Genomic DNA, 25,271 nt, shown 5'->3' on the forward strand with positions numbered 1-25,271 from the left:
CTGTTCTTTCCTTAATCTAGTTCACGAATATCAACAAAGTGACCCGCGATAGCCGCCGCTGCAGCCATTGCTGGGCTAACCAAGTGGGTACGACCATCACGGCCTTGACGACCTTCAAAGTTACGGTTTGAAGTCGACGCACAACGCTCCTGAGGGCCTAAGCGGTCGTTGTTCATCGCGAGACACATTGAACAGCCTGGCAGACGCCATTCAAAGCCCGCTTCTTTAAAGATGACATCCAAGCCTTCTGCTTCCGCTTGTGCCTTCACTTGCTCAGAGCCAGGAACAATCAATGCCTGAACGTGTGACGCAACTTTGCGACCTTTAGCAACCGCTGCTGCTGCGCGCATGTCTTCAATACGTGAGTTAGTACAAGAACCAACAAACACTTTATCAACTGGGTAATCTGCCAGTGACTTACCAGCTTCTAGCCCCATGTAAGCCAGCGCTTTTGCGGCCGATGCTTTTTCCACTGGGTCTGAAAAACTTTCTGGTGAAGGAATCGGTTGGTCAACGGCGATAACCTGACCTGGGTTGGTACCCCAAGTTACCTGCGGTTTGATGTCCGCCGCGTCTAGCGTTACTACGGCATCAAATTCAGCATCATCGTCAGTTTTCAGTGTTTTCCAGTATTCAACCGCTGCGTCAAAATCTGCACCTTGTGGTGAGAATTTACGGCCTTTGATGTATTCGAATGTGGTTTCATCCGGTGCTATCAGACCCGCTTTCGCGCCTAATTCGATAGCCATGTTACATACCGTCATACGGCCTTCCATTGAAAGGTCCGAAATCGCTTCACCGCAGAACTCAACCACGTAGCCAGTACCACCCGCCGCTGTCGTTTTGCCGATGATCGCCAGTACGATATCTTTTGCTGTAATGCCTGGAGCGACTTTACCTTTCACTTCGATTTTCATCGTTTTCGCACGTGCTTGTTTTAGCGTTTGAGTCGCTAATACGTGTTCCACTTCAGAAGTACCGATACCGAAAGCCAGTGAACCGAACGCACCGTGTGTTGCTGTGTGAGAGTCACCACAAACAATGGTCATGCCTGGCAGAGTAATGCCTAGCTCAGGGCCCATAACGTGGACAATGCCTTGATACTTGTGGTTTAGGTCGTAAAGGGTGACACCAAATTCTTCGCAGTTTTTCGCTAGCGTTTCCATCTGGATACGTGCCATCTCGCCTGAAGCATTGATGTCTTTGGTCGTGGTCGAAACGTTGTGGTCCATCGTTGCGAACGTTTTGCTTACCTGACGTACTGGACGACCCTTTTCACGTAAGCCATCAAAAGCCTGTGGAGAGGTAACTTCGTGTACCAAGTGACGATCAATATAAAGAATCGGGTTTTCCCCTTCCGCTTCGACAGCAACGTGTGCGTCGTAGACTTTCTCGTAAAGTGTTTTGCCCATTATCACTAATCCTGTGTATTGCACCTGATAACGGCTTATCAGGTGCGAATAATTATTATCAACTTATTTTGAGTTATGAGTTCAAGATGTATTCTGCGATCTTGTCACCCATCTCTGAAGTGGTCAGCGCCGGCTTGTCGCTTGCCAGGTCAGCGGTTAGCTCGCCAGCAGACAGCGCTTTCGATACGGCGGCTTCGATATCTTGTGCCGCGTCTTCTTCACCCAGGCTGTAGCGTAACATAAGTGCAGCAGAAAGAATTTGCGCCACTGGGTTAGCAATGTTTTTACCTGCGATATCAGGTGCACTGCCGCCAGCTGGCTCGTACAGACCAAATTTGCTTTCGTTCAGGCTTGCTGAAGGTAGCATGCCCATTGAGCCTGTGATCATTGCACATTCGTCCGAGATGATATCACCGAAGATGTTTGAGCATAGCATTACGTCGAACTGCGCTGGATCTTTGATTAACTGCATGGTGGCGTTGTCGATGTACATGTGAGAAAGCTCGACATCTGGGTAGTCTTTCGCGATCTCTTCTACCACTTCACGCCATAGGATAGAGCTCTGCAGGACGTTCGCTTTATCGATAGAGCAGACTTTCTTACGACGTAGACGTGCAGATTCAAAGGCAATTTTAGCGATACGCTCGATCTCAAAGCGGTGGTAAACCTCGGTATCAAAGGCTTTCTCTGTTGCGCCTTCGCCTTCACGACCTTTTGGTTGGCCGAAGTAGATACCGCCAGTCAGTTCGCGAACTACCACAATGTCAAAACCACGCTCAGAGATATCAGCACGAAGTGGAGAAAATGCTTCTAAACCATTGTGAATCTGTGCTGGACGCAGGTTACAGAACAATTGGAAGTGTTTACGTAGTGGAAGCAACGCGCCGCGTTCTGGTTGATCGTTTGGTGGTAGGTGTTCCCATTTAGGACCACCTACTGAGCCAAATAGAACTGCATCAGACTCTTCACACGCTTTTACCGTTGTTTCAGGAAGTGGACAGCCATGATTATCAATAGCAATACCGCCTACATCGTGTTCATCACGTTCAAAAGACAGGCCATGCTTTTTCTCGATGGCATCCAGCACTTTATGTGCTTGTGTCATCACCTCAGGGCCAATACCGTCACCAGGTAGAACGGCAATTTTGTATGATTTGTCTGTCATGTTAATCCTTTAAATTTGTAATTTTTAGCTAAATTTTATAACGAAGTTATTCTGTTGTGAGCTCGGAAGCAACGTCAGCGATTAAACAGTAGCGATTTTCTTTTGCTTGATTTCGGCAATCTTGTCTGCACGGTGAATACTGTTGATTACGTGCAATAGTGCCTGACCAGAAGCTTCGACTATATCTGTTGATACACCCGTTCCGTGGTACTTACGACCTTTATAGTTTGCGATGATATCTGCCTGACCTAAGCCATCTTCGCCTTCACCTTTTGCAGTCAGGTCGAACTTGTCTAGCACGATATCGTAACCCGTCACGCGGTAGATACATTGGTATAGCGCATCTACTGGACCATTACCGACTGCCGCTTCACACATTTCTTCATCACCACATTGCATCTTAACGCTGGTGGTTGCCATCACGCTGCCTGATTGTACGCTCAAGTAGTTTAATTTGTAGAAATCGTCTTCTTCACGCAAGTTAGAGAAGTGCATTAATGCTTCTAGATCGTAATCGAAGACCTGGCCTTTGCGGTCAGCCAGTTTCAAGAAGTCTGCGTACAGTGCATCAAGGTTGTACTCATCCTCTTTGTAACCCATGGTATCCATGTGGCTCTTCACTGCGGCACGACCACTGCGGCTGGTCAAGTTAAGCGCTTGGTTCTTAAGACCAATAGACTCAGGGGTCATGATCTCGTAGGTGTTTTTGTTCTTAAGCATGCCATCTTGATGGATACCTGAAGAGTGGCTGAATGCGTTTGCACCCACAATCGCTTTATTGCTCTGGATAGGCATGTTACATAGTTGGCTAACCAACTTACTGGTGCGGTGGATTTCATCGTGTTTGAGACCGGTTCGAACACCCATTAACTCTTCACGCGTTTTGATGATCATCGCGACTTCTTCAAGAGAGCAGTTACCCGCTCGTTCGCCGATGCCATTTATCGTACCTTCGATCTGACGCGCACCAGCCTGAACTGCAGCTATAGAGTTAGCAACGGACATACCTAGGTCATCATGACAGTGAACAGAAATGATGGCTTTATCGATGTTTGGAACACGGTTAAATAGGGTTTCAATAATACCACCAAACTCGCTTGGGATGGTGTAGCCAACAGTATCTGGAATGTTGACCGTCGTTGCACCTGCATTGATTGCTGCTTCAACCATGCGACATAGGTTGTCGATAGGGGTACGACCGGCATCTTCACAAGAAAACTCAACATCGTCTGTGTAGTTACGTGCATGTTTTACCGCATTGACAGCCATTTCTAACACATCGTCATAGCTGCGGCGTAACTTGTCTTCAACGTGAATGGTCGATGTGGCCAAAAATGTGTGAATACGGAACTGATCCGCCACTTTCAACGCTTCTGCAGCAGCATCGATGTCTTTTGCAACGGCACGCGAAAGAGCACAGATTCGGCTGTTTTTAACGTTTTTAGCGATCGTCTGTACAGACTCGAAATCACCCGGAGAAGAGATTGGGAAACCTGCTTCGATGACATCAACGCCCAGCCGTTCCAGCGCATAGGCAATTTGCAGTTTTTCTTTAACCGTCAAGCTTGCTGACAACGCTTGCTCGCCATCACGCAAGGTGGTGTCGAATATAATGACCTGATCGTTCATGTTTGCTTCCTTAATGATTTCTACACATTTGTGTGAGTTAATCGTTTACTTCCGGTATTTAGGTATAAAAAAACCCGCACTTGCATGCGGGTTCTTAGAACTTGGTGTGGTTATTTTTCTTCCACAGCCTACCCGCGCGAACTGGTCACGATCAGGAGGAGGCTAAGCAGGAGAGAAAAATGAGCTGACATAGTTGTTAAGCTTTCCACAAAATTGAGTTAACAAATTAGTACCGCACTCCATTAACTGCGTCAACCCCAAAGTCGATTTTTTATTCATATCGGATGAGTGATTTGCAAAGCGGGGGGCTGATACCAGTAAAAAGTGAGGTGAAAGAGGTTATGGTGACGACTTCAAACTCTCGATAAAGATCACGTGATATTGAGGCTAATAAGGCAATAGAGGGATCAGGCTTACAAGCTATCGAGACAAGGATTGAATTGTTGGCTGAGAATCGATAGATAGAGTTTATAGTCTATCTTGAGTTGGACACGAGGTGTACGCCTCACAGCCTGTTGCAGAATTCGGTTCTTAGTCTCGCTAGGGCTCGCGGGAAGGACACAGATAACATAATTAAGCGATAGGAATTAGTACATCCAGGTTCAGTTTTTTGAGGTAGCACTACACTAGGTGAAAGGAATAAAAGGCAGGGGATTAATGGCTAAAGCAAAACAATTTGGATGTTCAGCACTAGCATTAACATTGATCAGCTTATCTGGTTGTCAGCTGTTTCAATCACACACAAATCAGAGCGTTCCGCTGGTCGTTGCCAATGATCATGCTCAGGTTGTTGCCGTGATCCGTGATCAAATGGATATGTACTTAAGTTATGAAGGACGAGAGTATTTTTTAAACCAGATGTTGGTGGCTCTGGAATCCGATAATCGAGACAAGTTTAAAGGTAAAGATCCTGAAACGTATGCGTGGTGGAAGATTCGGGTGCAACCAAACCAATGGTATCAGGCGGAAGGCGTCAGGCCCATGGAAGAGGGGGTTGAGGTTTACCATAACTTAGAGTTTATGGATGTTCCGTATCGATCAAAGTCGACTCTGCACTTACGCTCCAAGCCCGGTCAGGATGGGGAAGAGCTGAGCCAGATTAATAAAGGTGAAGTGTTTAATGTTGTTGCTAAAGTCGCGGATCGGCCTTGGTATCTCGTCGAGCAACGAGGTGTGATCAAAGGCTATCTCCAGAAAGATTATGCGCGGAGTAATGTCGGAGAGCGTGACATTCTTTCCACGCCACCAAACCCATTACTGGCGTCAGCGAAGCTAACAGACCCAAGCTATGAAACTCATTACAAGCTGCAGGGAAGCTATACCTGTCGTGTGCTCAGTTATGAGTTGAGCAAAGATGATGAATTTACCACTGGCGCTTTACGAGCGTGTCGTAAGAAGAGAAAGGTCTGGTATATCGACTCGCCGCCAGCCTAACGTTCATCACTCTCAAATGCGTCACAGTGATGCTTGTAACAAGGCAGCTAGGTTGTCGCTTTGAGGGTGAGTGCCTCGCATTAATGTAACACCTGTCATTAATTGTCCAACTTCCCGTCATTTGGCTGTCACTAAAAGCGCCTAGTTTGCATACAAGGCGTTGTCAAAGTGAGGGAAGGTCATATGAGAACGATAGAGACAATTATTCAGCCAATCACGGTTATTGCTAAGTTTGACTTAGCACTTTCTAGCGTTTGTCTGCAGCACCGCTTTAATCAGCAAGTAGCAAATATTAGCAAAGGGATTTCACACAGCGGCGATGGCCATCTTTACTTAGTCCTTGGTCTGCTAGCGTGGTATCTGGATAAAGAGCAGGGCTTGTGGTTTCTGCTTGCGGGGTTGCTGGCATTTGCCATCGAACTGCCTATCTATTGGACGCTGAAAAACAGCTTTAAGCGTCGCCGTCCTGAAGAACTGAGTGCTTTGTTACCCGCTTTTATTACCCCTTCTGATCGCTACAGTTTACCTTCTGGACATACCGCAGCCGCTTTTGTGATGGCAACGTTGATTGATCACTTCTACCCACAATTAGGGTTTGCCGCTTTTTTCTGGGCTAGCTTGATCGGATCTGCGCGTATTTTTCTTGGGGTGCACTTTTTTACGGACATCATTATAGGTGCGCTGTTGGGAAGTCTGTGCGGTGGGCTCGCTATTGCAATGATCGGAGTGTAATTGATGAAAATTCTATACGGTGTGCAAGGCACCGGGAATGGGCATATTGCTCGTGCCAGAGCCATGAGCAAAGCATTTGAAATGCGTGATGTGCAGGTTGACTTCCTATTTTCAGGTCGTGATCCAAACAAGTACTTTTCGATGGAAGCGTTTGGCAACTATCAAACGCGTCGAGGGCTCACTTTTGTGACCGAAAAGGGAGCGGTAAACTACGCAAAAACGGCACTTAACAACAATTTGATTCAGTTTTTTAAAGAAGTGAATCAGTTAGACCTCTCTACTTATGATCTGGTGATTAATGATTTTGAACCTGTGACGGCATGGGCTGCCCGTAAGCAGAACAAGCCATGTATCGGCATCAGTCATCAGAACGCCTTCCGTTATCCTGTTCCGCTTAAAGGCGCAAGCTGGCTGGATAAATCAGTGATTGAACACTTTGCACCATCGCAACATCATTTGGGATTACATTGGTACCATTTCGACCAGCCTATACTGCCTCCGATTATTCATACCTTGGACAGCCAACAGCAGAGCGATAATTTTGTTCTGGTTTATCTGCCCTTTGAGTCTATAGAGGATATTGCTGACTTATTGTTCCACTTCAATCAGCAATCATTTATCTGTTATCACCCTGATGTGCTAGAAATTGAAGTTGTTGAGAATATTGAGTTGCGTCCATTGTGCCATACCAATTTTCAGTATCACTTGCATCGTTGTTGTGGCGTGATCGCCAATGGTGGTTTTGAGCTGCCATCTGAGGCACTTTCTCTTGGCAAGAAGTTGCTGTTGAAACCATTAGCGGGGCAATTTGAGCAGCAGAGCAATGTCGCAACGCTTGAAGATTTAGGACTCGCCTCCTCGATGGACAGCTTAGATATCTCGGCGGTACGTCATTGGTTGAAGGAACAACAAGTGGAGAGCGTTAAGTACCCGGATGTGGCACAGGCGATCGTTGATTGGGTGTTGCAAGGTGCCTGGGATTCGCAGGAAACGTTGTCTAAACAATTATGGGAGCAAGTGGACTTCCCGAGTTACGTATCTAATCTCTAATCAGTCAGTACTACGCATTTTTAAGTGCAGCCGTAGAGAAATACGCGCTGCATTTTTAACTGTATTTTTATAATTTTTATTCACTTGTGTTATTATCGCTTTTCGACTGTTCTTCACCTGGTTGCTCAGGTTATTGATTGTGTTTCTCTTAAAAAATTCATTCATATTCTTAGTGAATGAGTTCGCAGCTGATTCTCGTCACCGCTAAAAATATCATTCATGGGCTAAATAGGCGCGTTTTTAGTCGTTTTATATTTTTTTATATTTTCATCAAATGATTGATTATTAATGAATAAATAAGTTCGTGACTAAAATTAACTGATTAATTGTCAATCTAGTTGCGAAACCCTAACCAATTAGTTGATAGTACGGTTCGAGCCGGAACTATACGGACTATAAATATAATAAAAATTAGGTTTTCTATTCGTGACAAGATTCGAATCCAGCCGCCGTCTTTTGTGCGAGATGGGATTCTATTCGCTATGAATTCATTGAACCAAATTGACGATTACAAAAGAGGCGCACTCAATGTTAGATAAGAAAGACGCGATGAGCGCAATTGCTAGCTACCGTATGGAAACTACTTTACGTGGTGTAGATTTAAACCTGTTAACGGTATTTGATGCCGTCATGCAGGAGCAAAATATTACTCGTGCAGCGCACAACTTAGGTATGTCTCAACCTGCGGTAAGTAACGCAGTGGCACGCTTAAAAGTGATGTTTAATGACGAACTTTTTATGCGTCAGGGCCGAGGTATTCAGCCAACCCAACGTGCACGTCAGCTATTTGGTCCTATCCGTCAGGCACTGCAATTAATCCGCAATGAACTGCCAAGTTCAGTATTCCAACCGGAATCTTCAACGCGTTTATTTAAACTGGCTATTTGTAGCCCATGTGATTTACGTTTTGCACCCAAGATTATGTCTAAAGTGGAGCAACAGGCACCAAGCGTTCAGCTTCATTTAGATGCGGAATTTGATCGTCTTCTGTCGGAGCGCATGCGTTACCAAGAGATAGACTTTGTGATCGACTACGCTCGCTTTGATGAGCAAGGCTTTTCAAGTACAGAGATCTTTAAAGATGAACTGGTTGTGATTGCAGCTAAAAGTCATCCACGCATTCAAGGCATGGTATCGGCAGATCAGCTGATTAACGAGAAGCATGCAAAACTATCAAAAGTACATGGTCAACGTAGCTTCTCTGAGCAAGCTTATCGTGAACTTGATTGTCAGGCTGCTTATGAAGGTTCAAGCCTTAGCAACTTGCTTTACGTGGTGAGCCAATCTGAGTTGGTGACGATAGCTCCGCGTTGGATCGCTGAAAATGCGGTCAACAGCGATCAGTTACAAATTCTGGAACTGCCATTTGAAAGCCAAGAAATCAGTGGCTTCCTGAGCTGGCATGAGTCTAGTGAGAAGGACAAAGGCCACATCTGGCTTCGTGATCAACTGATGATGATCTGTGGCGAAGTTATCGCACAAAAATAAATGAGAACATGGCCTACTGGATGACTTTGCTCCTGGTGGTCGCGTTGAGCGGGTGAAAGTTCCCTCAAAAACTCATCAAATTTTACAATTACATGGCCCCGGAAGGTACACTCTTTCGGGGCTTTTTATTTTTGTAATGACGAAGATAAACAGAAGGTTACGTACTTTGCTATCAGCGCATCAAGGGGCTGGTTAATCATCAATAGTGAAGCCGCTCTCTTAATAAAGAGAAGTTTGATGTTCGTCAGTTGCGTTTTGCCATCCTGTGAGTACACTTGCTCGCAAAATTAGCTTACACCTGTAAGCCAAAGGTAAGTAAAAATGGCCAAATTAGATTTTCATATTGTTAAACGTATTCGTGAACAAATTGCGAAAGGTGATACTCGCATCGCTCTTAAACATAAAGTGGGCAGTGAGTGGCAAGGTATTACCTGGCAGCAATTTGGTCAGCAAGTGGATGAACTGTCGCTTGCACTTTTGGCTCAGGGATTGAGAGTTCAAGACAAGATCGGCATTTTCTCAAATAACATGCCGCAATGGACTATCGCGGATATTGCCGCACTGCAAGTACGCAGTGTGACAGTACCTATTTATCCAACCAATACGGCTGCGCAGTCGGCGTATATCCTCGACAATGCAGATGTGAAAGCTCTGTTTGTCGGAGAGCAGCCGCAATTCGATGCAGCAGTGAGTATCTTCGACCAGTGTAGTCAGCTAGAGCTCATTGTTGCCATGTCTGACGATATTGAGCTTGGCGATCATTCATTTGTCATCTCGTGGAAGGACTTTGTCGCTAAAGGCAGTGCCGGATATCAAGAAGAGCTAGACTCCCGTCTTGCACAGGCTCGTGAAGATGATTTACTTACCCTGATTTATACCTCTGGTACCACAGGGCAACCTAAAGGTGTAATGCTGGATTACGCTAACATTGCAGCACAGCTTGAAGGTCACGACCAACGCCTAAGCTTATCGCAAGATGATGTTTCGCTGTGTTTCCTGCCACTGTCTCATGTGTTCGAGAGAGCGTGGACATTCTATGTCCTTTATAAAGGCGCGACTAACTGCTACCTCAAAGATACAGCGCAAGTGCGAGACGCGCTCAGTCAGGTTCGTCCAACGGTGATGTGTGCGGTCCCGCGCTTCTACGAGAAAATCTTTTCTGCGATTCATGAGAAGGTCTCTCGTGCACCAATTCACCGTAAGATCATGTTCACCTGGGCGGTTAACATGGGAGCAAAAATGGCGGTTTGCCATCAGGAAAAGCGCAAGCCTTCTTTAGTCCTGCGCAAGTGTCATGCTCTGGCTGATAAACTGGTACTGAGTAAGCTACGTGCGCTATTAGGTGGACGTATTAACTTCATGCCTTGTGGTGGCGCTAAGTTGGATGAAACCATTGGACGCTTTTTCCATGCGATGGGCATTAACGTTAAGTTAGGTTACGGTATGACAGAAACCACGGCGACCGTATCGTGTTGGAATGATCACTGTTTTGATCCTGATTCTATCGGTTCATCAATGCCGGGTGCACAAGTGAAAATCGGCACAAACAACGAAATTTTGGTTCGTGGCCCTATGGTCATGCGTGGCTACTACAAAATGCCAGAAGAAACCGAGAAGACTTTTGATGAGCATGGTTTCCTGAAAACCGGTGATGCGGGTCATATTGATGAAAACGGCAACCTTTTTATCACCGATCGTATTAAAGAGCTGATGAAAACCTCGGGTGGTAAGTACATTGCGCCGCAGATGATCGAAGGGGCTATTGGTAAAGATCACTTTATTGAGCAGATTGCGGTTATCGCTGATACACGCAAATTCGTTTCAGCATTGATCGTTCCGTGTTTTGATTCGTTGGAAGAGTATGCCAAAGAGCTGAATATTGCTTATCACGATCGTGTTGAGCTGATTAAACATCACCAAGTCGTAGAAATGCTCGAAAAACGAGTCAATGAACTGCAAAAAGAGTTGGCTAAGTTTGAACAAGTGAAGAAATTCAAACTGCTGCCAAAGGCTTTCTCTATGGACGATGGCGAGCTGACACCGACACAAAAACTTCGTCGTAAAGTTATCAATGATAAATACCAGGATGAAATCGAAGAAATGTACAAGGAAAAGCATTAGTTCCACTTACTTGAACTCGTTTAGATTTCAAATTGATCAATAAATCCCCAGAGGTGTCTCAAGCTCGTCTGGGGATTTTTTTGTTTACCATTGTTCCTGCTGCATTTTCGTCAAACAGAGGGAGATTTCTCGATGAATATAGAGTTGCATATGAAATAATATTCTTTTTTTAACTAATACTCTCTTTGATCATGCTGCCTATTTTTGCTTCTGTGGCTGCTCTTCCTTCTATCCATTCATTTCTTAGTATCTTGTTAAAAAGTGGGATCTACCTCTCATTAGACCCGTTGATAATAAAACGTTACATTTGTTGGGTAACCTTGCGGGATGTTATGACGAACGCAAGACATAGCCGAAAACGTGGAAGTATTTCGATTAGGCTACGAATAAGCCCTAAACTATGTAAAACCAGACCTATCCGTTGACCTTACGGTGAGGAAACTGGGTAAGGAGAGCAATTATGACAGCAATGTTGTCAGGTGCAGAGATGGTTGTACAATCTCTGATCGAAGAGAATGTATCGCAGATCTTTGGTTACCCTGGCGGTTCCGTTCTAGATATCTACGACGCACTGCACGCCAAAACCGACCAAATTAAACACGTACTAGTAAGACATGAACAAGCCGCAACGCATATGGCCGATGGCTATGCTCGTGCTACCGGCAAGCCGGGTGTCGTACTGGTATGTTCAGGTCCTGGCGCGACCAATACCATTACCGGTATTGCGACCGCTTACATGGACTCTATCCCAATGATCGTTATCTCTGGTAACGTGCCGAACAGCCTGATTGGTAACGATGCATTCCAGGAATGTGACATTGTTGGTGTCTCTCGCCCAGTGGTAAAGCACAGCTTTTTAGTAAAGAAAGCAGAAGACATCCCTGAAACCATTAAAAAAGCGTTTTACATTTCGACGACAGGTCGCCCTGGTCCTGTTGTGATTGATTTGCCAAAGGATGTAATGAATCCGCAAATCAAATTGCCTTACCAGTACCCAGAAAGCATTTCGATGCGTTCGTACAAGCCAACGACTTCAGGTCATAAAGGCCAAATCAAGAAAGCACTCAAGTCTCTACTTGAAGCGAAAAAACCTGTGCTTTATGTCGGTGGTGGTGCGGTGATTTCCGGCGCACACGAGCATATCTTTGAACTGGCAGACAAGCTGAACCTTCCTGTAGTAAGTACCTTGATGGGCTTGGGCGCATTCCCTGGCACGCACAAAAACTCGCTGGGCATGTTAGGCATGCACGGTACCTACGAAGCCAACATGGCAATGCATGAAGCTGACCTGATATTTGGTATTGGTGTTCGCTTCGATGACCGTACGACGAACAATTTGGAAAAATACTGTCCGAATGCGAAAGTTATGCATATTGATATCGATCCATCATCGATTTCAAAAAATGTGAAAGTAGATTTACCAATCGTTGGTTCGGCAGAAAAAGTTCTGACAACCATGTTAGGTTTGCTGGCAGAGCAAGAAGGTGCAAACGACGAAGAAGCTATCAAAGCGTGGTGGGAAGACATTCAAGTATGGCGCGATCGCCAGTGCTTAGGATATGAAACCTCTTCAGATATTATTAAGCCTCAGCAAGTTATTGAAACGCTGCACAAACTGACTAATGGTAATGCTTATGTCGCTTCAGACGTAGGTCAGCACCAAATGTTTGCTGCGCTTTACTACCCATTTAATAAACCACGACGTTGGATCAACTCAGGTGGTCTGGGCACGATGGGCTTTGGTCTTCCTGCTGGTTTGGGGGTTAAATTTGCCATGCCGGAAGAAGAAGTGGTTGTGGTGACCGGTGATGGCAGTATTCAAATGAACATTCAGGAGTTGTCGACCGCAATGCAGTACGACATCCCGGTGAAGATCATCAACCTGAATAACCGTTTCCTCGGCATGGTAAAACAGTGGCAAGACATTATTTACCAAGGTCGTCACTCTAATTCATACATGAGTTCTGTTCCTGATTTTGCAGCAATTGCAGAAGCTTATGGTCACGTTGGTATTCGTATCGAAACGCCAGATCAGCTCGAAGCTGGTTTGCAAAAAGCACTCGATATGAAAGACCGCCTGGTGTTCGTTGACATTAACGTTGATGAAACTGAGCACGTTTACCCTATGCAGATTAAAGGTGAGGGTATGGACAAAATGTGGCTAAGCAAAACGGAGAGAACTTAATATGAGACACATTATTTCATTGCTATTGGAAAACCAACCTGGTGCTTTGTCTCGCGTTGTAGGCTTGTTCTCTCAACGTGGTTACAACATTGAGTCTTTGACGGTTTCTCCTACAGACGACGAAACGCTTTCTCGTATGAATATCACAACCACATCAAACGAGATGCAACTTGAACAGATCCAGAAGCAGCTACATAAACTAATTGATGTATTAAAAGTTCAGGAAGTGACCGAGCTTGAGCATCTTGAACGTGAATTGATGATGGTAAAAGTGAAAGCGACTGGCTTCGCTCGTGCTGAAGTCAAACGCACAGCAGACATCTTCCGTGGACAGATTGTCGATGTCACTGCTTCGCAATACACAGTGCAGCTGGCGGGAACCAGTGAAAAGCTGGATGCGTTTATTAAAGCAATTTCCGAAGTAACAGAAGTTGTGGAAGTCGCTCGTAGTGGGGTTGTCGGCATTGCGCGTGGAGAACGTGCACTAAAGCCTTAACGTTTAACTGATACGTTATACCAATAAAGCCACCATTAAAATCGGTGGCTTTTCTGTTTTTGGCGCTAATCAATAGGTGAATAAGGCTCGGGAACCAAAAAACAAAAAAGAGGGCCGAAGCCCTCTTTTTACTCATCTTGTCAACGTTACGAATTAAAGAACGTGTACAGATGCTGTGTTTGTTGTACCTGAAGCTACTAGAGCACCAGAAACCATCACAACGATGTCGCCTTTGTTACCAAGACCTGATTCTAGAGCAATTTCTTTACCTTGACGGTAGAAATCATCAGTGCTCTTGTAAGTATCAACAACAACTGGAGTAACACCTTTAGTCAGCACAAGCTGTGCAGCTGTTTTAGGGTTAGTTGTTACTGCAATGATGTTTGCTGTTGGGAAGTATTTACGAACTGAACGAGCAGATTTACCCGCTTCAGTCGCAACAACGATAAGTGGTGCTGCTAGTTTCTCAGCTGTATCTACTGCGCCTTTACATACTGCTTCAGTGATGCGTAGACGTGGGCTGTCTAGACGAGAACCTAGCTCAGCTTTAAGCGCTGAGTCAGTGCGGTTCGCGATTTGAGCCATGATAGTTACGGCTTCAACAGGGTATTTACCTTTCGCTGTTTCACCAGAAAGCATTACTGCATCAGTACCGTCCATTACAGCGTTAGCAACGTCGCCTGCTTCCGCACGAGTAGGACGAGGGTTGTTGATCATAGAATCAAGCATTTGCGTTGCAGTGATAACCATCTTACGTGCACGGTTACATTTCTCGATCATCATTTTCTGAGCGAAGATTACTTCTTCAGCTGGGATTTCAACACCTAGGTCACCACGTGCAACCATGATGCCGTCAGAAAGCTCTAGGATCTCGTCGAAGTTATCAACACCTTCTTGGTTTTCGATCTTAGAAATGATGTGGATGTTCTCGCCGCCATTAGCTGCAAGTACGTCACGGATTTCTTGAACGTCAGAAGCTTTACGGATGAAAGAAGCTGCAACGAAGTCTACGCCTTGCTCACAACCAAATTTAAGGTCGTTCTTATCTTTTTCAGATAGAGCTGGTAGGTTGACAGAAACACCTGGAAGGTTAACACCTTTGTTTTCGCCTAGTGCACCGTTGTTAAGAACTTTACATTTAACTTCAGTATCAGTTGTTGAGATAACTTCCATCTCGATTAGACCGTCGTCTACAAGAATAGTGTTACCAACGCTTAGGTCTGCTGCGAAGCCTGCGTAAGTTACTGCTACAGTGTCTTTGTTACCAACAACTGAAATGTCAGTTGTGAAAGTGAATTCTTGACCAGCAACTAGATCAACGTCGTTACCACCTTCTAGCTTGATAGTACGGATCTCTGGACCTTTAGTATCTAGAAGGATTGCTAGTTGTTGGCCTGTTGCTTCCATTACTTGGCGGAAGTTCGCAATACGAGTGCCGTGCTCTTCATAGTCACCGTGAGAGAAGTTAAGACGCATAACGTTCATGCCTGCGTTTACTAGCTCAGTTAGCTTCTCTACAGATTCAGTTTTAGGGCCAATCGTACAAACGATTTTGGTCTTTTTCATGGAAGATACTCTCCGGTAAGTATAGTTACAATTTGAAAGTCGGTTATTTACTCTGAAGTCAGGGCGTATTTGATGACTATTTATGCCTGTCACCCACCGATTTTTCGCCACATTATTGAACTTCAGATTCTGAAAGTCTTTCACCAAGTTTAGTCATTTTATGACTAAAAGATCGGCGATTTTGGTTACCTTTTTGTGACTAATCCCACTTTATATGCAGAAAGTTGCAAAAAAATAATCGTCATTTCTGTAATTTTTTTTCTTTTAGGTGGCGAATTCTACCACCGAATGAATCCAATATCACTGTTTAAGAATTGTCTTAGGACAAGGTTTTAACGAGAAATATTAATTTTTTGGATCGAAATAAATGGACTTGGAAGTTTCGATTTGACTATAATAAGTTTCGAATCGAAACTTAAAAACAAAACATAAATGTCGAAACGAAACACTCAACTAAGAAGACACGCGATTTCAAACCTGGTTTCCGAGTTAGGGGAAGTTAGTGTCGATGAATTGGCTCACCGATTTGAAACCTCGGAAGTCACGATTAGAAAGGACTTAGCTTCTTTAGAGAAAAATGGACAGCTTTTACGTCGTTATGGTGGCGCGATTGCGATCCCGACGGAAGTTATTCATGAAGAATTGAGCCCAAATGTTTCGACTCGAAAGCTAAACTTAGCCAAAGCCGCCGCATCTCTGATCCGAGACCATAATCGCATTGTGATCGACAGTGGCAGTACAACCGCAGCATTAATTCAGCAGCTAAATGACAAGCGTGGTTTAGTGGTAATGACCAACTCGTTGCATGTGGCAAATGCCCTCAATGAGCTGGAAAGTGAACCTACCTTGTTGATGACAGGCGGGACCTGGGATACACACTCTGAATCTTTTCAGGGCAAAGTCGCGGAATCTGTTTTAAGAGCTTATGACTTTGACCAGCTTTTTATCGGTGCTGATGGTATCGATCTAAAACGAGGCACTACCACATTTAATGAGCTGGTTGGCTTAAGTAATGTAATGGCAGAAGTCTCCCGCGAAGTCATTGTAATGATTGAGTCCGAAAAAATCGGTCGCCGTATTCCGAATCTTGAGCTCGGTTGGCAACAGGTTGATGTGCTGGTGACTGATGCTGATATAACAGCGGAACACAAATTACAGATTGAACAGCAAGGCGTGAAAGTCATTTGCGCCTGACAAGCTTATATTCAAACTAACAATTTCAAATTTCACTTCCCTCATGTACAGGCCTTTGCTTGCTGCCTCTATATGAAATCATGGCTAGGGAAGAACAGAACTAAAAACGGAGAGAAACACATGTGTGGAATCGTCGGTGCAGTGGCACAACGAGATGTTGCAGAAATTTTGGTCGAAGGTCTACGCCGCTTGGAATACCGTGGCTATGATTCTGCAGGCGTAGCAATCGTCGATGCAGAAAATAACCTAACCCGAGTTCGTCGTCTTGGTAAAGTACAAGAATTGGCTGATGCGGTTGATCAAGAAAAAGTGATTGGCGGCACGGGTATCGCGCACACTCGCTGGGCAACACACGGTGAACCATCAGAAATCAACGCACACCCACACATGTCTGGTGATATTGCTGTTGTGCATAACGGCATTATCGAAAACTATGAAGAACTGCGTGAAACGCTACGTGAACGCGGCTACGTATTTGAATCTCAAACTGACACTGAAGTTATCGCACACCTTGTTGAGTGGGAACTACGCACGTCAGAAACGCTGCTTGAAGCGGTACAAAAAACCGCGAAGCAACTGGAAGGTGCGTATGGCACGGTTGCGTTGGATCGTAAAGATCCTTCCCGCATCGTTGTGGCTCGCTCTGGTAGCCCGATTGTTATTGGTTTTGGCGTGGGTGAAAACTTCCTGGCTTCAGACCAATTGGCATTACTTAACGTTACTCGCCGCTTCATGTACCTGGAAGAAGGTGACGTAGCTGAAATCACTCGTCGTGAAGTGACCGTTTACGATGAAACGGGTGAACGTGTAGAACGTGAAATTACTGAGTCTAATGCAGAGCACGATGCGGGCGATAAAGGTCAGTACCGCCACTTCATGCAGAAAGAAATCTACGAGCAGCCAAAAGCGCTAATCAATACAATGGAAGGCCGTATTACGGCTGATTCTGTTGTGACGGATGCGATTGGTGTGCATGCGGCAGACATTTTAAGTAAAGCTGAGCACGTACAAATCGTAGCTTGTGGTACTTCTTATAACGCGGGTATGACAGCTCGTTACTGGTTTGAAGATATTGCTGGCGTAAGCTGTGACGTAGAAATCGCATCTGAGTTCCGTTACCGCAAGTTTGTTACTCGTCCGAACAGCCTTCTGATCACGCTATCTCAGTCAGGTGAAACAGCCGATACACTAGCAGCGCTTCGTCTTGCGAAAGAGAAAGGCTACATGGCGGCAATGACCATCTGTAACGTGGCTGGTTCTTCTCTTGTTCGTGAATCTGATTTTGCCTTTATGACTCGCGCTGGTGTTGAAATCGGTGTGGCTTCTACCAAAGCATTCACGACTCAGCTATCTGCACTGCTCATGCTGGTTACTGCGCTTGGTAAGCAACAGAACCGCATTAGTAAAGAGAAAGAGAAAGAAATCGTAGAAGCACTGCACGCACTACCAGAGCAAATCAACCATGCGCTGTCTTTTGAAAAAGATATCGAAGCGTTGGCAACAGATTTCGCTGATAAGCACCACACGCTATTCCTTGGTCGTGGTGAGTTCTACCCAATCGCGATGGAAGCCTCTCTGAAATTAAAAGAAATCTCTTACATCCACGCAGAAGCTTACGCAGCGGGTGAGCTGAAACACGGTCCGTTAGCACTTATTGATGCTGACATGCCAGTGGTTGTGGTTGCGCCAAGTAATGACCTGCTTGAGAAGCTGAAATCAAACGTTGAAGAAGTTCGTGCACGCGGTGGTCTACTGTACGTATTTGCTGATGCAGATGCGGGCTTTGAAGGTGATGAGACCATGAAGATCATCACTATGCCACACGTAAGCGAAATTACTGCGGCGATTTACTACACTGTCCCAATGCAATTGTTGTCTTACTACATTGCTCTGATCAAAGGGACTGACGTTGACCAACCACGTAACCTGGCAAAAGCAGTTACCGTGGAATAACACTACTCATTACCAAGTGAATTGGTGTGAGAGAGTAATAAAGTCTCATACCAAGTAATAAAGATTCATACTTAGTATTAAAGTATCATACTAAAATGGCAGCGCTCGCAATCGATACGCTGCCATTCCTAAATCGAAAATGCCCCTTTCCTTGCTAGTGAGACTTTCGGCTGATAAATCCCGCCAGAATTTGCCCTAAATTTTCTAATATTGTGCCAGAACAGAGTGATGCTCACTATTGGACATTTCTGAGCATGGGGATTTTAAAGCGATAGTTTGTTCCATGCAGCGATAGTGATAACTTATGCAATGGCACTTATTTTCCATTCAAATTGTGCCAAGCCAGTAGGTATTGCCCCTTAACTTCATTACAGCATCATTTCCAAAAGTTTTTGCTTAACGCAGCGTCTAGTCCAGTAAGAGCAGCTCAATCCATGCTAGGCCTGAACTCCGGGCACACGGTAACAAGTGTCGCCTATCCGACCATAGCGAGACACTTTGATCCTGAGCCGATAAATCTCGTCACTACGTTCTCGGCCATCGTTACCTGAAGGTAAGCCTAAACGCTGTGGAAGGTTTCTCCCAGAAGCCTTCATTATCTTCTACGTTATCAGCAGTCCACGAATGCACAATTATTATTATGGAGTCTGTCTGGAGCAGATCATATTACGCTTTATACCAGTTTTTGTAATGCCTTAAGTAGCCACTGCCCGGCATTACCAAGGCTACTATGTGTGTTTTTTATTAGATAGAGGGGGGAGGCGTGCTCTTTTAGTTCAACATCGAGAGATAAGGGTACAAGATTGAAGTGCTGTTGCTGAATATCCAGTGCACAGACAGGAAAAAAGGCCCAACCTACTTGCTGTGAAACCAGATCGGCGCAGTGGTGATAGCTAGGCGCTAACCAATTTCTTTGGCTGATGTGAGTCACTTCACTGTCTTTGTTCTGCTGGCTGGTAACAATGATCTGCCTAGTTTCTGCAAGGTCGTTCAACGTGACACCTTCTTTTTCCGCCAAACTATGACTGGCTGATACCGCAGCTTGAAAAGGTATATAGGAGAGCAGAGTATAGTCATTAACACTACGTGGAATCCCCGTACTGATTAACAAACCAATATCAGCCTTTCCACTGGCTACATAGTGCTCTACGTCACTAAATACCCCGGATATTAGATCGAGCTCGGTATAAGGGAATCGCTTTTCAAACTCAGTTAACACGGTAGTGATAAATAACGGATAAAGTGCCTCATCTAATACCACTCGGATATGAGTGTCATCGTGTTGATGATAAGACATCGCACGTTCTATCAATCTTTCTCCACCCTTTAATACCACCTTTGCTTCCTGTAACAGCACTTTCCCGGCATCCGTTAACTCGAGATACTTTTTTGAGCGACTAAATAGAGCGACACCCAAGTCAACCTCCAGATTGGCAACGGCAGTACTTACACCGGATTGCGCCTTACCCAATTCTCTTGCCGCTGCCGAAAATGAACCGCTTTCTGCCGCTGAAACGAAGCATTGTAAGTGCATAAAGTTAAGGGTAATCACGCGAAACCTCGACATATAAACGCAATAGGTAAAGGATCCGACTTTATGTTGCCAGACCATGAAGTATCAGAATATCAGATAAGATGTATCTTTATCTTATCATCTTTGATGGGTATGTTATACCAATTCAAATCAAGTGATGCTGTTTCCCCTCTTTAAAGGGTGAGTATGTATCTAAGGAGGAAGATTTGGGTAAATCCCAAAATGGTGGTATCCAACGCCCGGACGGCAGGGTTGCTCTTATTCATACCGATTATCAGGTTGGCCAAGACAATGTATCGATGAAAATTGGTCCAGTCGGTTTCGATTTTCATAACAGAGTCTTTGCGATATCCGGCATTGCTATCGTACTCTTCGTTGTTCTTACAATAATTTTCAATAACCAGGTTGAACCGTTTTTTATCGGCTTAAGAAGCTGGCTGGTGTCTAACCTGGACTGGTTTTTTCTCTCATCAGGTAATGTATTTGCTCTGCTTTGTCTAGCAGTCATCGTCTCTCCGCTTGGCAGGGTTCGCATCGGCGGCACTGAAGCCACCCCCGATTACTCATATACTGCTTGGTTTGCCATGTTGTTCGCTGCTGGCATGGGGATTGGTTTGGTCTTTTTTGGTGTTTCTGAGCCAATGACTCACTTTCAGGCATCATTGCAGGGCATCAATATTGAACATGGTATTCGTGTTGACTCCGCTCCCTTAGCTGGTGCGAAGGACGATGTTTCCGGTGCGGTCTCCCTCGCCATGGCTGCAACCATTTTTCACTGGGCATTACACCCGTGGTCCATCTATGCGTTGCTAGCATTGGGCCTTGCTATATTTTCCTTCAACAAGGGGCTACCGTTAACCATTCGCTCCATCTTTTATCCTCTTTTTGGTGATCGCGTTTGGGGCTGGATTGGTCACATTATCGACATCTTAGCCATTATTTCCACTGTATTTGGTCTGGCGACCTCGCTTGGCTATGGTGCTGCTCAGGCAGCAACCGGACTTAACTTCTTGTTTGGTATTCCCATGACGGAAACCACTCAGGTGGTGCTTATCCTGGTAATTACATGCTTGGCACTGATATCGGTAGGTGCTGGCCTTAATGGGGGGGTAAAACTGCTATCTGAGATCAATATGGGCCTTGCTGCACTGCTGTTGCTATTCATTATCACTGTTGGCCCAACCCTGGCGATCTTTACCGGATACTTTGAGAATATTTTTGCATATTTAACCCACCTTCCAGCTCTCTCTATGCCCTTTGGCCGGGAAGACTTGCAATATGAACAGGGCTGGACAGCAATCTACTGGTCATGGTGGATCTCCTGGTCGCCATTTGTCGGAATGTTTATCGCCCGTGTGTCACGCGGCCGAACCGTACGTGAGTTCCTGACCTGCGTCATCTTGATTCCATCCGCTGTGTGCGTGCTCTGGATGACGGCTTTCGGTGGCACCGCGATCAGCCAGTATGTTAATGATGGTTATCAGGCCGTCATCAATGCCGACTTACCACTGAAGTTATTTGAGATGTTAAACATACTGCCTTTTGCCCAGATCACATCGGTTGTTGGCATTATCCTGGTGGTTGTTTTCTTTATTACCTCGGCTGACTCCGGATCCCTGGTTATCGATGCCATTTCCGCCGGAGGGAAGGTCGATGCACCAATACCTCAGCGTATCTTCTGGTGTACCTTCAGTGGGCTGGTCGCTGTTGCGTTGATGATTGGCGGTGGGTTAGCAGCGGCTCAGGCCATGGCGGTGACAACCGGACTACCTTTCACCTTAGTGTTGTTAGTCGCCGTTATCTCCTTGATAAAAGGCCTGTTAGACGAACCACGTTCAAAAATAAAACCCCGGTGAGTAACTAACATAATTTAACCACCGCGCCGCCTGGCAACAGGACCTTTTTCCATCGAGACAGGCTGCGCTCTAACTTTAATTCCAGCACAAAAAATACCGGAGAAATAACATGATTCTAATGGAACGACACACGCGGGACGAAGACATGAGTTGGGCTGACCTCATCGAACTTGCGCCAGAAAGTGCAGGCATCGATCTTAAAGCAGTGCGAGCCTATCGACTTGAGCGCGTCCGTGAGCAGATGAGGCGATACAACTTAAACGTACTTATTCTTTCTGATGCTGTAAATATCCGCTATACCACTGGTGCGCGAAACATGCAGGTGTTCTGCTCTCGCAACTCTCCGTCGCGCTACCTGGTACTAACAGAGCACAAAAGTATCCTGTTTGAGTTTACCGGATGTGAGCACCTGGCAGACGGGCTTGAAACCATCGACGAAGTGCGTCCCGCAGAAACAGCTAGTTTTGTCGCTGCCGGCCCACATATCCGGGATCGTGAGGCGCAATGGACACACAAGATGATTGCCTTGATGAAAGAACTGGTTGGCTCTGATATTCGCCTAGGCATCGAAAGGATGAATGCTGGCGTTGCTATCGAATTTGCCAAGCAAGGCATTACTGTTTCTGACGCACAAGAGCCGGTGGAGATGGCAAGAAGCATCAAGTCAGGGGAAGAAGTCAAATGCATGGTCGCCTCATTGCGAGCCACAGAGCAAGCAACAGGTAAACTGCGTGAAGCTATTCGCCCAGGGATAACTGAAAGCGAACTGTGGGCCGTCTTGCACAAAGAAGTTATCGCCAGAAACGGCGATTATGTGGAGACCCGGCTACTTAGCTCGGGCAGTAGAACCAATCCCTGGTTCCAGGAGTCAGCCAATCGGGTAATTGGAAAAAATGAACTGATCGGCCTGGATACCGATGTGGTAGGTTGCCATGGTTACTATTCCGACTTTTCCCGTACGTTTCATTCTGGCCCAGACGCACCTAGTGATGTACAGCGTACGCTGTATAAAGTGGCGTATGAGCAGATCCAGCACAACATAGGGATCATCAAGCCCGGCATGTCGTTCAGAGAATACGCTGACAAGGCGTGGAATATTCCTGAAAAATACCATACAAACCGCTATTACCTTTCCGCTCACGGTGTCGGCATGTCCGGGGAGTACCCGTATCTTTACCACAGAGCCGACTTTCCAGACGCAGGTTATGATGGCATTATCAAACCCAATATGACGCTGTGTGTTGAGTCCTACATTGGTGAGCACGGTGGCCGCGAAGGAGTCAAACTTGAAGAGCAACTTCTAGTCACTGAAACAGGAATAGAAATCCTCACACAATTTCCGTTTGAAGATGAACTACTAAGATAACCCTATACGGACACAGTAATGATTCACTCAGCGTTACACACCGCTCAGTACCAGGACAAGTCCATCCGTATCACGTTAAACAAACACGGACAGAGCGATTACATCAAGCAGCGAAGTCCAATTACCTATGGGCTTTACACCGAGGTTGAAACTAAGTCGATGTTGCTACGTTTTAACCTATGTAACGAGATAATTCAGGCACAGGGGCGGGATGATACCTGGCCTTGCGACCAGGAGTATCTTAAACGCACAGCGGGTAATGACTGGGTATATTACTCAACCAGTGGCTACGCAGGCAGATGGGAAACTATCACAGATGCGGCATTTTCTGCCAACGTGAGATTCAGGGTTCCCGACCCCTATCAGGAAATACAGAGTACCACCGGAGAATACTATCGCGCTAATCTGCCCTACGCATCAAATGGTATCACTGGAGATGATCCATTTAGTTTGCCGTCTGTACAGCATATCATCACCGGTTGGCACCGTGAGTTACGCCGCATCTACAACACCGCTCCTGGCATGCCCAAACCGTTTCAAAATTTTCTGGCCTCAGCAATTAAGAACTCTCCGGAGCAACTAGCACATAATTCACGCCAACTGTTTTCTGCCACTGGTGGACGCACCTCTGTACTGCCTCCTGATACCCGTCACGTCGATTACAATGTCATCCCCCTCAATATTTCTCGTGGATGCCTGTACAAATGCCGCTTCTGCAGCGTGAAGAATGAGATGAAATACGTAGCTCTTAGTCGTGACGCTATCTCCGAGCAGATCAAGCAGCTCACCGCTGTTTATGGTGTAAACCTATATAACTACAATGCAATTTTTCTTGGTGACCACGACGCACTTAATGTAACCGCCGATGTCATTCTCTCCACCATTACTGAGGCTAAGCAAGCATTTCAGCTACATCGCTCATTCATGAGGGGGGGGATATGTTTTCCTCTTTGGCAGCGTCTTCTCACTACAAAAAAAGGATAACGATTTTTTCGAAAAGCTAAACAACCTTGGAATAAAGGTCTTCATCAACATCGGCCTTGAGTCGAACGATCAGGAAACGCTGGACTACATAGGTAAACCGCTAAAAAGCACCCGTGTAGCTAAGTGCTTTGCACGGATGCAGAGCTTAAATGAGCGCTTTGACAATATAGAGCTAACGGCTAATTTTCTATTTGATGAGCAGCTTCCAGCTAAACATATACCGTCGTTTATAGAGCTGACAGGAGATATCTACACACCCCAAAAACGTAAGGGAACACTTTACCTGTCTCCACTGTATAACACACAGCCGAACGCAAAAACCCTCTGTGATTTTAAACTGCTTAAGTCACTGAGCAATTTCCCTACTTATCTCTATCTGATACAACGATTGTAGAGCTGGATAGAAATTCTTTAAGAGCGTAGAAATATTGAATTTTTTTCAATAAATTTTGCATAACGTAAATTTCATTGCGAAGCCCGAAGGTGAAAGCTTTTTGTCCAAAAACTATCAGAATTGGTACCTCACAAAGTGGTTGCCATTCTGTATTTTGGGATGCGAAAAATTATCTGAAGGGTAGAAACCGCCTGAAACTTGTAACAAGGTTCTGTCCATCTTGGTTTCAGTCAGTGCTGGCTGAAACAGTTTTGCCCCATTCGAAGTTACGCCTGATTAATGCACTAATTCAGAAAGCTGCTTTTTGGATTAGTTTTTTTGATTGAAATAAGAAACAAGTAAAAATTAGCCCTTCTTAACTCTCAATAACCTAAGTTCGAATCAGTTAAAACGTGGCAAAGCAAGAGTGAGTGGGTAACTCACTCTACTTCAAAGGGGTACCCAATACCTAAAAACGATTAGCTAGATAGTAAAGGTAAAGTGAGTTGAGCAATTATCAATGTGTTTCGATAATATCACTATTTAGTGTTTTCTTCCGTAGACCGACATTCGACAGTTGCATAGGCACAAAGCCTGATAGCCCTTCTACTCGTTTGAGCCAAGTTTCCAAAACAGGGTAGTCAGCTAAACTTATCCCACCTTCTGGCGCTAACTTGATATAACTGTAGAGGGCTAAGTCCGCAATAGTAGGCTTTGTTCCGACCAACCATTG

Annotated in this window: 18 protein-coding genes; 12 read left to right on the forward strand and 6 right to left on the reverse strand. The window is 45.3% G+C overall.

The window, feature by feature from the left end; translation table 11 throughout:
- Positions 1-11 precede the first annotated feature (11 nt).
- The 3 genes from leuC to leuA all read right to left on the reverse strand — a co-directional run bounded on the left by leuC (position 12) and on the right by leuA (position 4,206).
- Entirely contained in the window at positions 12-1,412 is a 1,401-nt protein-coding gene (gene leuC / locus RXX31_RS19250) for a 3-isopropylmalate dehydratase large subunit (protein ID WP_317591312.1), read from the reverse strand.
- Positions 1,413-1,485: 73 nt separating this feature from the next.
- A complete protein-coding gene (gene leuB / locus RXX31_RS19255; RefSeq protein WP_317591313.1) occupies positions 1,486-2,577 on the reverse strand; it encodes a 3-isopropylmalate dehydrogenase in 1,092 nt (363 codons plus the stop codon).
- Positions 2,578-2,658: 81 nt separating this feature from the next.
- Positions 2,659-4,206 (reverse strand): 2-isopropylmalate synthase, encoded by a 1,548-nt coding sequence (gene leuA / locus RXX31_RS19260; RefSeq protein ID WP_317591314.1) that lies wholly within the window; start codon positions 4,204-4,206, stop codon positions 2,659-2,661.
- Positions 4,207-4,863: 657 nt separating this feature from the next.
- Between leuA and RXX31_RS19265 the strand changes: the two genes are divergently transcribed.
- From RXX31_RS19265 to ilvN, 7 genes are all read left to right on the forward strand, one after another.
- On the forward strand, positions 4,864-5,640 hold the full coding sequence (locus RXX31_RS19265) for an SH3 domain-containing protein (RefSeq protein ID WP_317591315.1): 777 nt from the start codon (positions 4,864-4,866) through the stop codon (positions 5,638-5,640).
- A 183-nt stretch (positions 5,641-5,823) separates the two neighbouring features.
- On the forward strand, positions 5,824-6,372 hold the full coding sequence (locus tag RXX31_RS19270) for a phosphatase PAP2 family protein (RefSeq protein ID WP_317591316.1): 549 nt from the start codon (positions 5,824-5,826) through the stop codon (positions 6,370-6,372).
- A gap of 3 nt (positions 6,373-6,375) precedes the next feature.
- Complete coding sequence (locus tag RXX31_RS19275) at positions 6,376-7,422, forward strand: MJ1255/VC2487 family glycosyltransferase (RefSeq protein ID WP_317591317.1); 1,047 nt, start codon at positions 6,376-6,378, stop codon at positions 7,420-7,422.
- 528 nt (positions 7,423-7,950) lie between these two features.
- A complete protein-coding gene (leuO, locus tag RXX31_RS19280; RefSeq protein ID WP_317591318.1) occupies positions 7,951-8,910 on the forward strand; it encodes a transcriptional regulator LeuO in 960 nt (319 codons plus the stop codon).
- Positions 8,911-9,231: 321 nt separating this feature from the next.
- Complete coding sequence (locus RXX31_RS19285; protein ID WP_317591319.1) at positions 9,232-11,031, forward strand: long-chain fatty acid--CoA ligase; 1,800 nt, start codon at positions 9,232-9,234, stop codon at positions 11,029-11,031.
- Between the two features lie 460 nt (positions 11,032-11,491).
- Positions 11,492-13,216 (forward strand): acetolactate synthase 3 large subunit, encoded by a 1,725-nt coding sequence (locus tag RXX31_RS19290; protein WP_317591321.1) that lies wholly within the window; start codon positions 11,492-11,494, stop codon positions 13,214-13,216.
- Between the two features lies 1 nt (position 13,217).
- Positions 13,218-13,712, forward strand: coding sequence for an acetolactate synthase small subunit (gene ilvN, locus RXX31_RS19295; protein WP_317591322.1), 495 nt, complete (start codon positions 13,218-13,220; stop codon positions 13,710-13,712).
- Positions 13,713-13,865: 153 nt separating this feature from the next.
- Here ilvN and pykF read toward each other — a convergent pair whose 3' ends face one another.
- On the reverse strand, positions 13,866-15,278 hold the full coding sequence (gene pykF / locus RXX31_RS19300; RefSeq protein ID WP_317591323.1) for a pyruvate kinase PykF: 1,413 nt from the start codon (positions 15,276-15,278) through the stop codon (positions 13,866-13,868).
- 432 nt (positions 15,279-15,710) lie between these two features.
- Between pykF and RXX31_RS19305 the strand changes: the two genes are divergently transcribed.
- Both RXX31_RS19305 and glmS read left to right on the forward strand, forming a co-directional pair.
- Entirely contained in the window at positions 15,711-16,472 is a 762-nt protein-coding gene (locus RXX31_RS19305) for a DeoR/GlpR family DNA-binding transcription regulator (RefSeq protein ID WP_317591324.1), read from the forward strand.
- 120 nt (positions 16,473-16,592) lie between these two features.
- Entirely contained in the window at positions 16,593-18,425 is a 1,833-nt protein-coding gene (gene glmS / locus RXX31_RS19310) for a glutamine--fructose-6-phosphate transaminase (isomerizing) (RefSeq protein WP_317591326.1), read from the forward strand.
- A gap of 673 nt (positions 18,426-19,098) precedes the next feature.
- Here glmS and RXX31_RS19315 read toward each other — a convergent pair.
- Positions 19,099-19,977, reverse strand: a complete 879-nt coding sequence (locus tag RXX31_RS19315; RefSeq protein ID WP_317591328.1) for a LysR family transcriptional regulator — start codon at positions 19,975-19,977, stop codon at positions 19,099-19,101.
- A gap of 188 nt (positions 19,978-20,165) precedes the next feature.
- On the opposite strand from RXX31_RS19315, the gene RXX31_RS19320 reads away from it, so the two are divergent.
- The 3 genes from RXX31_RS19320 (at position 20,166) to RXX31_RS19330 (ending at position 24,165) form a co-directional block, all read left to right on the forward strand.
- Entirely contained in the window at positions 20,166-21,815 is a 1,650-nt protein-coding gene (locus tag RXX31_RS19320) for a BCCT family transporter (protein WP_317591329.1), read from the forward strand.
- 109 nt (positions 21,816-21,924) lie between these two features.
- Complete coding sequence (locus RXX31_RS19325) at positions 21,925-23,181, forward strand: Xaa-Pro peptidase family protein (RefSeq protein WP_317591330.1); 1,257 nt, start codon at positions 21,925-21,927, stop codon at positions 23,179-23,181.
- An 18-nt stretch (positions 23,182-23,199) separates the two neighbouring features.
- Entirely contained in the window at positions 23,200-24,165 is a 966-nt protein-coding gene (locus RXX31_RS19330) for a hypothetical protein (protein ID WP_317591331.1), read from the forward strand.
- A gap of 890 nt (positions 24,166-25,055) precedes the next feature.
- Here the strand turns inward: RXX31_RS19330 and RXX31_RS19335 are convergent.
- A partial coding sequence (locus RXX31_RS19335) for a glutathione binding-like protein (protein ID WP_317591333.1) occupies positions 25,056-25,271 on the reverse strand: 216 nt, incomplete at its 5' end.

This window comes from Vibrio sp. EA2, assembly GCF_033042495.1.
In the GTDB taxonomy this organism is placed as follows: Bacteria; Pseudomonadota; Gammaproteobacteria; order Enterobacterales; family Vibrionaceae; genus Vibrio.

Excerpts from the sequence above, each read along its gene's own strand:
- RXX31_RS19270 (WP_317591316.1), top strand. The coding sequence starts at position 5,824 with ATGAGAACGATAGAGACAATTATTCAGCCAATCACGGTTATTGCTAAG.
- RXX31_RS19265 (WP_317591315.1), top strand. The coding sequence starts at position 4,864 with ATGGCTAAAGCAAAACAATTTGGATGTTCAGCACTAGCATTAACATTG.
- RXX31_RS19290 (WP_317591321.1), top strand. The coding sequence starts at position 11,492 with ATGACAGCAATGTTGTCAGGTGCAGAGATGGTTGTACAATCTCTGATC.
- leuO (WP_317591318.1), top strand. The coding sequence starts at position 7,951 with ATGTTAGATAAGAAAGACGCGATGAGCGCAATTGCTAGCTACCGTATG.
- glmS (WP_317591326.1), top strand. The coding sequence starts at position 16,593 with ATGTGTGGAATCGTCGGTGCAGTGGCACAACGAGATGTTGCAGAAATT.
- RXX31_RS19305 (WP_317591324.1), top strand. The coding sequence starts at position 15,711 with ATGTCGAAACGAAACACTCAACTAAGAAGACACGCGATTTCAAACCTG.
- pykF (WP_317591323.1), bottom strand. The coding sequence starts at position 15,278 with ATGAAAAAGACCAAAATCGTTTGTACGATTGGCCCTAAAACTGAATCT.
- RXX31_RS19285 (WP_317591319.1), top strand. The coding sequence starts at position 9,232 with ATGGCCAAATTAGATTTTCATATTGTTAAACGTATTCGTGAACAAATT.
- RXX31_RS19330 (WP_317591331.1), top strand. The coding sequence starts at position 23,200 with ATGATTCACTCAGCGTTACACACCGCTCAGTACCAGGACAAGTCCATC.
- RXX31_RS19325 (WP_317591330.1), top strand. The coding sequence starts at position 21,925 with ATGATTCTAATGGAACGACACACGCGGGACGAAGACATGAGTTGGGCT.
- leuC (WP_317591312.1), bottom strand. The coding sequence starts at position 1,412 with ATGGGCAAAACACTTTACGAGAAAGTCTACGACGCACACGTTGCTGTC.
- leuB (WP_317591313.1), bottom strand. The coding sequence starts at position 2,577 with ATGACAGACAAATCATACAAAATTGCCGTTCTACCTGGTGACGGTATT.
- leuA (WP_317591314.1), bottom strand. The coding sequence starts at position 4,206 with ATGAACGATCAGGTCATTATATTCGACACCACCTTGCGTGATGGCGAG.
- RXX31_RS19275 (WP_317591317.1), top strand. The coding sequence starts at position 6,376 with ATGAAAATTCTATACGGTGTGCAAGGCACCGGGAATGGGCATATTGCT.
- ilvN (WP_317591322.1), top strand. The coding sequence starts at position 13,218 with ATGAGACACATTATTTCATTGCTATTGGAAAACCAACCTGGTGCTTTG.